This is a genomic window from Tindallia californiensis, from assembly GCF_900107405.1.
GTDB classification, from domain to species: Bacteria; Bacillota; Clostridia; order Peptostreptococcales; family Tindalliaceae; genus Tindallia; species Tindallia californiensis.
Window position 1 is genome coordinate 1 of the sequence record NZ_FNPV01000020.1, and the last position, 4,622, is coordinate 4,622.

A 4,622-nucleotide genomic window follows, 5' to 3' on the forward strand; every position below is an offset into this window, starting at 1 on the left:
TCTCGGGTCCAAAATCAAGAGCAAGTCAAGAGCAGGTCTGGCCTTCGCTGCACTTCAGCCGGAAGATCACCGGCTTCTCGTGGCTCCGGCCAGCCCTAAAGGTCAAGATCAGCGGCACCGTAGGAAAACCACCCACCGGGCCACCAAGGTCAAGAGCATAAGAACGGACGCCAGAGTGCAAAAGACGCACACTGCCGTCCTAAAATAATCAATCAGTTGCCAAGCTTCCTGCGTCAGCTTGCCTGCGTCCTCCGACAGCCAGGGGAATTGTACGCATTCCTCTAGGCTGGTCAAGGCCATCCGGAAAGGCGCCGGCTGCCAGCAAGCTGGTTGCGATGCAAGCCTTGACAAGCCTGATCGTAATGCTTAACTTCTTTTTCCCCCGCCGGAGGTACGCCGGTTAGGTCAAGTGCAAGTTCAAGACACAATACGGCTGCTGGCTGTCCGATGATCTTGGGTAGCTTTTGAAAATGACATTTTTTTATTCCAGCTGGTCAGAAATCTTGCGACTTTTTTCCAACTCTTTTCGGATCCTTCTGGTGCCGTCCCTAAACTGTTCCTCTTTTGTCCCTTGCATCCCAAGGTTAGCTGTGTATTATAATTCGGCATAGCTAAGAATTTCAAGGCGTAAAAAAGCCCCCCTAAGTGGGGAGCTACGGGAGGATCATTCTGAGCGATCTAAGGTGAGAAAGAGTATCGGTCAAGTGATGCATCGCTTCCTTTCTTGTATCAAACTTGTAGCTGTAAATATGCTCATTTTTTCCTTCTATCTCTCTAATTGTCCAGAGATTATCTACTCTTACAACCTCTAACACTCTATTTTCAAAGTTTGCTTTCATCCTTAAAGCTCCTTTCTGTTTTCTAAAATCTCTTCGAAGTTTTCAGCTGTTATTTAGGCTGCTGCCAGTTCTTTCGGAAGCTCCATCAGATAGCTTTCATCACCTGTGCTTTCATTGTAATATACGCAGTTGGCATCATTCCAACGGTACAGCTGCTTCATCCAAATAAACTCGTATACAATTGCCTCTTCCAAACTCTTGGAGTAAATCACACTTAAAATCCCTGTTTGTTTCTTCATTGTCATTACCACCTTTCTTGATTTTGGAATATACACAAATTGTGTACATGTACTGTTGACGATTAAAACTTGAAAAACCGATGAACGCACTGATAAATCGGCGTTTTCTGGTGTGCTTGAATATAATTATATCATATATGTAGAATTATGTCTACAAATTGTTGATAATATACACAAATTGTGTTATGCTGTGTATATACTGAAATTTAAGAAAGGAGGGGAGACATGATAAAAAGAATTAAAGAAGAGATAAAACAAAAAGGATTAAAACATGGATTCGTTGCTAATAAAGTAGGGATGTCGTATAAAACTTTTTCAGCGGCTATGAATGGCAGGCGGCGGATTACCATTGAAGAGTTGGTAAGGATCAGTAAAGTATTGGACGTACCAGTAGAAAAATTGATCGAAGGAGTGATTGAAGATGATCGAATTACACACACCAGCTGAAGCGGCTGAGCTGTTAAAAGTTTCAAGAGATACGGTTTATACTCTGATACATACACGGGAGCTTCCGAGCGTAAAGATCCGTGGGCAATACCGAGTGAGAGGGATAGACTTAGAAAATTATATAAGTGAAGCGCTTGGATGGGAGGCGTAACTATGTACGATCCTTACGATGCGAAAGGTTTTTCTAATTTACAATGTCCTACGCAAAAGATATTTCGTGTTTTCTGTGTGAGGTTCTGGAATGCCTGGGGCGAGAAATCAAGAAAGAAAAAACAGCCTAAAGAGGTCAAGTTGGCAGCGGATGAAAACGGCATTTTTTTGAAAGTGACCTGTGCAGACGGAGAGTGGTACCACGTCACCAATACGGGCGAGTGGTATTAAAAAGAAAAAAGGAGCCGGAAACAGAGGTGGGGTTGTATGGCTAAGGGCTTCGTTAAACTACATCGGGACATTCAGGAACACTGGCTGTGGGGAAAAGATACTTTTTCAAAAGGTCAGGCATTTATGGATATGGTGATGCTTGCAAGTCATGAAGAAGTTACGTTCCCACACGGTAATCAGTTGATTACTTTACAGCGTGGACAATTTCTCAGCAGTATCGAAAAACTTGCGAAGAAGTGGGGATGGGGAGAAAAGAAAGCCCGGAATTTTTTTAATCTGTTAATTAGAGATGGAATGCTATCGAAGGATTCAACAAAAAGGTTTACTGTTTTTACTATATTAAACTATGAGAAGTGGCAAGGAGAAGGATCGAAAGAGAGCCGGACAGAAGCCGAGCTGAAGCCGGGCAGAAGGAGCCCCAAAAGCCGGACTGAAACCCTTGATAGTGTAAGCCTAAAAGGAAATAAAGCCGGACAAAAGCCGGACAAGGGGGACTTTGAAAGCTCTAAAAAAGCCGACATTCAAGAAATGAAGAAGAAAGAAATAAAGAAAAAAGGAAAAGAAGAGACGGAAGCAGAATCGAAAAAAATTCCTTATCAACGAGTTGTCGAATTATTCCACTCAGCCTGTCCTTCTTTTCCTAGGATTATCAAGCTGACAGATGCGAGAAAGAAAACCATTGCGGCCAGGTGGAAAGAATACGACCAAGGAATAAAACCTTTTTTTCAATTATTTAACGCTGCTGAATCATCCGACTTTCTAAAAGGAAAAAATGAACGAAAATGGCGAGCGAACTTTGATTGGCTGATGAAATCGGACAATATGGCTAAAGCATTGGAGGGGAACTACGGTAATAAAAAAGGGGGCGAAGGGAATGAAAGATATAGTGGAGAATGTGATCAGTATAAGAGCCTCGGAATTGACCTCGACCAGCTGGAAGTGTGAAGTTTGCAATAAGCCCAAAAAAACAAAACTTGTATTACTTGGAAAAGAAAGAGTTGTTCGTTGTAATTGTGAATGCGAAACAATGGACTACGAAGCAAAGAAAGCTGAAGAGCAACGTCGGAAACAGTTGAAAGCTATTGAAAAACTGAAGAGATACAGCTTAATGGATTCTAAATTTCATGGCAGCACACTGACTTCCTGGGATGAAGCTATTGGTTCGCCTAAATTGAAAAAGACTGTTAATAAATACGTTGAAAACTGGCTGGAAATGAAGGAGAACAATATTGGGTTGTTGATCCATGGTAATCCTGGCATTGGTAAAACCTACGCAGCTTTCGCCATTGCAAACGAGATTATGCAGCAGTACCGAGCCATAGTAGTGGCTGTCAACACGATAGGCTTATTGGCTCGGATTCGGGAAACTTTCAACCGGAATGACAAGGAAGCAGAGATTGATATTATCCGCTCACTGGAAAAGGCCAGTCTGCTTATTCTCGATGACCTAGGAGCCGAGCAGAAAACCAACTGGTCCACAGCTATGCTATATCAGATTATAGATGCTCGGTATCGTTCCGGCAAACCACTGATTTTAACAACCAATTTGCCTCTGGATAACCTTAGAGATAAGCTCATAAGCGAAGATGCCATTGATCGTACCTATGATCGAATTGCTGAAATATGCCTACCTATTCAGGTTAGAGGCAAATCTAATCGGGCAGAAGTGGCTAAAACGAAAAGAGAGCAATTGATGGAACTGCTGAAAAAGGAGAACTGAAAGAATGGGATGATAAAAAAATTGATTCTAATGCTGCTGGAGATCCGGCTGGTAAATCAGCAAAGGAATAAGGAGCTGAAAGAAAAGCGTCAAGAGTTGAAAATAAAACAGGTGGCAAGATGAATATTAAAATTTTTAGTCGGGAAGAGGATTTTAGACTAGGTAGTAACTGAAAGTTTACATAAGGAAAGGGGGAGAAGAAAGTGGAATATATTGATGCGGGGACATTGCTTGAAGAGTTAACAAACGATCAAATTGACAAGGAGTTTGAGAACGTTATTTATGGAAGAGGCGAAGGAGTTGAAGTTATAGAATCACCCAAAAAAACAGAGCATAAAGTCAAAGGCGTAAGAGTTTGCGACTGGCATTTATGCAGAATCTCTTTTCTTTACAGAAAAATAAATGATCGTTTTTGTAGTCCAGAATGTCGTATCAAGTATCACTCAGGACTGAATTACGCAAAAAAAAAGCAAAAGAAAAAGGGAAAAAATAGTCTGAGAGGGGGCTTCTTTTATGTCGGGACATAAGCCGGCCAGACTCCAATTTTGCCTGGGATCTTTGGGTAGCCACTAGTATGAATTTTGTCTCTGATCTAACCGGCGTACCTCCGGCGGGGGAAAAAGAAGTTAAGCATTACGATCAGGCTTGTCAAGGCTTGCATCGCAACCAGCTTGCTGGCAGCCGGCGCCTTTCCGGATGGCCTTGACCAGCCTAGAGGAATGCGTACAATTCCCCTGGCTGTCGGAGGACGCAGGCAAGCTGACACAGGAAGCTTGGCAACTGATTGATTATTTTAGGACGGCAGTGTGCGTCTTTTGCACTCTGGCGTCCGTTCTTATGCTCTTGACCTTGGTGGCCCGGTGGGTGGTTTTCCTACGGTGCCGCTGATCTTGACCTTTAGGGCTGGCCGGAGCCACGAGAAGCCGGTGATCTTCCGGCTGAAGTGCAGCGAAGGCCAGACCTGCTCTTGACTTGCTCTTGATTTTGGACCCGAGA

Annotated in this window: 8 protein-coding genes; 6 read left to right on the forward strand and 2 right to left on the reverse strand. The window is 43.1% G+C overall.

The features are described 5' to 3' along the window. Positions 1–653: 653 nt before the first annotated feature. A complete protein-coding gene (locus BLV55_RS14340) occupies positions 654–839 on the reverse strand; it encodes a hypothetical protein (protein ID WP_093315660.1) in 186 nt (61 codons plus the stop codon). 53 nt (positions 840–892) lie between these two features. After that, positions 893–1,078, reverse strand: a complete 186-nt coding sequence (locus BLV55_RS14345) for a hypothetical protein (protein ID WP_093315662.1) — start codon at positions 1,076–1,078, stop codon at positions 893–895. A 225-nt stretch (positions 1,079–1,303) separates the two neighbouring features. Here BLV55_RS14345 and BLV55_RS14350 point away from each other — a divergent pair, with 225 nt between their 5' ends. From BLV55_RS14350 to BLV55_RS14375, 6 genes are all read left to right on the forward strand, one after another. Then, on the forward strand, positions 1,304–1,525 hold the full coding sequence (locus BLV55_RS14350) for a helix-turn-helix domain-containing protein (RefSeq protein WP_093315664.1): 222 nt from the start codon (positions 1,304–1,306) through the stop codon (positions 1,523–1,525). After that, positions 1,500–1,676 carry a helix-turn-helix domain-containing protein gene (locus BLV55_RS14355; RefSeq protein WP_093315666.1) on the forward strand — a complete coding sequence of 59 codons (177 nt, stop codon included), beginning with the start codon at positions 1,500–1,502 and terminating at the stop codon, positions 1,674–1,676. The genes BLV55_RS14350 and BLV55_RS14355 overlap by 26 nt, the downstream gene beginning before the upstream one ends. Positions 1,677–1,678: 2 nt before the next feature. Next, entirely contained in the window at positions 1,679–1,906 is a 228-nt protein-coding gene (locus tag BLV55_RS14360) for a hypothetical protein (protein WP_093315668.1), read from the forward strand. A 36-nt stretch (positions 1,907–1,942) separates the two neighbouring features. Next, on the forward strand, positions 1,943–2,851 hold the full coding sequence (locus BLV55_RS14365) for a hypothetical protein (RefSeq protein ID WP_093315670.1): 909 nt from the start codon (positions 1,943–1,945) through the stop codon (positions 2,849–2,851). After that, positions 2,781–3,626: an ATP-binding protein gene (locus BLV55_RS14370; protein ID WP_093315672.1), complete on the forward strand. Its 846-nt coding sequence runs from the start codon at positions 2,781–2,783 to the stop codon at positions 3,624–3,626. The genes BLV55_RS14365 and BLV55_RS14370 overlap by 71 nt, the downstream gene beginning before the upstream one ends. Before the next feature lie 203 nt (positions 3,627–3,829). Then, positions 3,830–4,153: a hypothetical protein gene (locus BLV55_RS14375; protein WP_093315675.1), complete on the forward strand. Its 324-nt coding sequence runs from the start codon at positions 3,830–3,832 to the stop codon at positions 4,151–4,153. The last annotated feature ends 469 nt before the right edge of the window (positions 4,154–4,622 follow it).

Bases quoted from the DNA above. Each gene is read 5' to 3' on its own strand.
- BLV55_RS14340 (WP_093315660.1), bottom strand. From the start codon at position 839: ATGAAAGCAAACTTTGAAAATAGAGTGTTAGAGGTTGTAAGAGTAGAT.
- BLV55_RS14345 (WP_093315662.1), bottom strand. From the start codon at position 1,078: ATGAAGAAACAAACAGGGATTTTAAGTGTGATTTACTCCAAGAGTTTG.
- BLV55_RS14350 (WP_093315664.1), top strand. From the start codon at position 1,304: ATGATAAAAAGAATTAAAGAAGAGATAAAACAAAAAGGATTAAAACAT.
- BLV55_RS14355 (WP_093315666.1), top strand. From the start codon at position 1,500: ATGATCGAATTACACACACCAGCTGAAGCGGCTGAGCTGTTAAAAGTT.
- BLV55_RS14360 (WP_093315668.1), top strand. From the start codon at position 1,679: ATGTACGATCCTTACGATGCGAAAGGTTTTTCTAATTTACAATGTCCT.
- BLV55_RS14365 (WP_093315670.1), top strand. From the start codon at position 1,943: ATGGCTAAGGGCTTCGTTAAACTACATCGGGACATTCAGGAACACTGG.
- BLV55_RS14370 (WP_093315672.1), top strand. From the start codon at position 2,781: ATGAAAGATATAGTGGAGAATGTGATCAGTATAAGAGCCTCGGAATTG.